Below are 1,529 nucleotides of genomic sequence, written 5' to 3'. Positions count from 1 at the left end.
TGGTCCTATGTCAAGAAAACGGATAAAATAAATAGATTTTTTTATTTCCTGACTGCGCGCTTGGTAGTCTGACTCGAAAAATTTCTTCCGCTTCCTCTCTTGACACCGGGTCCCTTTTTCCCCTGAACCACTTTCTTTGCCATCACCCAATTTCTTGATCGTATACATTGGGTTCGATGGCCTCCCTAGCTTATCAGGGGAAAGCCCGCTGTAAAGAGTGCTTCAGAATTTTTTCTCTTTTCACGCTACTTCTTACGTTCTTGCTTGTGCCATTCCATTTCATAGTCATTGGGCGATTGGTATTCGCAATGACTGTGGATCCGGATCGTGTTGTACCAGCCTTCGATGTATTCCCACACGAGACGGGACGCATGCCGATAGTTTTGGATCTCGCATCGTCCTAGCCATTCTCGCTTGATCAATGAATGAAACGACTCGATACACGCGTTGTCGTACGGCGTGCCTTTTTGCGAATAACTCCGCTTCATCCCCCTGGTCATTTGTTGATACAATTCGCATGTATAGTGGATCCCGCGGTCTGTATGGATGATGAGCGGCTGGTCGATGTGACGTACAGTTTTCGCCATTTCGATGCATTCCAGCACTTCGGTCACTTCCAACGTTTTTGACAATTTCCACGCGATGATCTTCCGGGAATAGAGATCCATGACGCATGTCAGATACACGAATCCGGACAATCTCGTTCGGATGTAGGTGATGTCGCTACACCATACCGCATTCGGCTTTTCTGGTGAGAATTGTCTCTGCAATTCGTTTTTCAACTCGGTATGGAAACAGCTGTCCACGGTTGTTTTTACGCCTTTTTTGACCCATTGAGCCTGTATGTCCATCTCGCGCATATACAGCCCGACAGTACGCGGTGAGATCACGATCCCTTGTTTTTCGAGAACTTTTGCAATCTTGGGTGCTCCATAGTTCTGGTGACTCTCTTCATAAATATCTTTGATCTGTTTTTTCACTTCTTCTTTATGAAGCGCCTGTTGGCTTGGTTCTCTTTTTAGAAAATCGTAATACCCGGAGGTGGAGAGCTTTAAAAGATGCAGCACTCTGGACACGGAGAAGCGAACTCCGGCGTTGTGTTCCAGTGTGACAAGTTCATAGATGACTTGTGTTAATTTCCCAGAATGCTGATGGCTTTTTTTAGGATTTTCAAAGCCTCCTGCGTGTCACGCAATTCTCTTTGAAGCCGTATGTTTTCTTTTTCGGCTTCTGAAGAATAATGACCGGATCCTACAAATGGAACTTCGTGGTTTGGGTTGGCTTTGGCTTCGCGTTTCCAACGGGCCAAGGTGCTTTTTCCGACTTCCAAATGATCGGCGCATTGCTGGACGGTCATGTCAGGATGCGCGTAGACATAATCCACCGCGTTCTGTTTAAATTCGGCTGTAAATTGTTTTTTCTTGTTTGCCATAGATCTTTGCTTCCTTTCGTAGATAGTATAGTTCCATGACATAGGTTTGGTAAGTTAGACTCTCTATTCGGATTATCCTATTTATATTCTAACTTCA

General features: G+C 45.1%; 2 protein-coding genes. Both read right to left on the bottom strand.

Going from position 1 to position 1,529, the window contains the following annotated elements:
* Positions 1–245 precede the first annotated feature (245 nt).
* A complete protein-coding gene (locus E5336_RS12235; RefSeq protein ID WP_168353674.1) occupies positions 246–1,106 on the bottom strand; it encodes an IS3 family transposase in 861 nt (286 codons plus the stop codon).
* A 26-nt stretch (positions 1,107–1,132) separates the two neighbouring features.
* Positions 1,133–1,432, bottom strand: a complete 300-nt coding sequence (locus tag E5336_RS12230; protein ID WP_277820874.1) for a transposase — start codon at positions 1,430–1,432, stop codon at positions 1,133–1,135.
* Between the last annotated feature and the right edge of the window lie 97 nt (positions 1,433–1,529).

Origin of the sequence: Dubosiella muris (assembly GCF_004793885.1) — a bacterium.
Taxonomy (GTDB): Bacteria; Bacillota_I; Bacilli_A; order Erysipelotrichales; family Erysipelotrichaceae; genus Dubosiella; species Dubosiella muris.
Note: the sequence above shows the minus strand (reverse complement) of the source record. Positions and strands in the feature narration are given on the sequence as shown.

Bases quoted from the DNA above. Each gene is read 5' to 3' on its own strand.
- E5336_RS12230 (WP_277820874.1), bottom strand. From the start codon at position 1,432: ATGGCAAACAAGAAAAAACAATTTACAGCCGAATTTAAACAGAACGCG.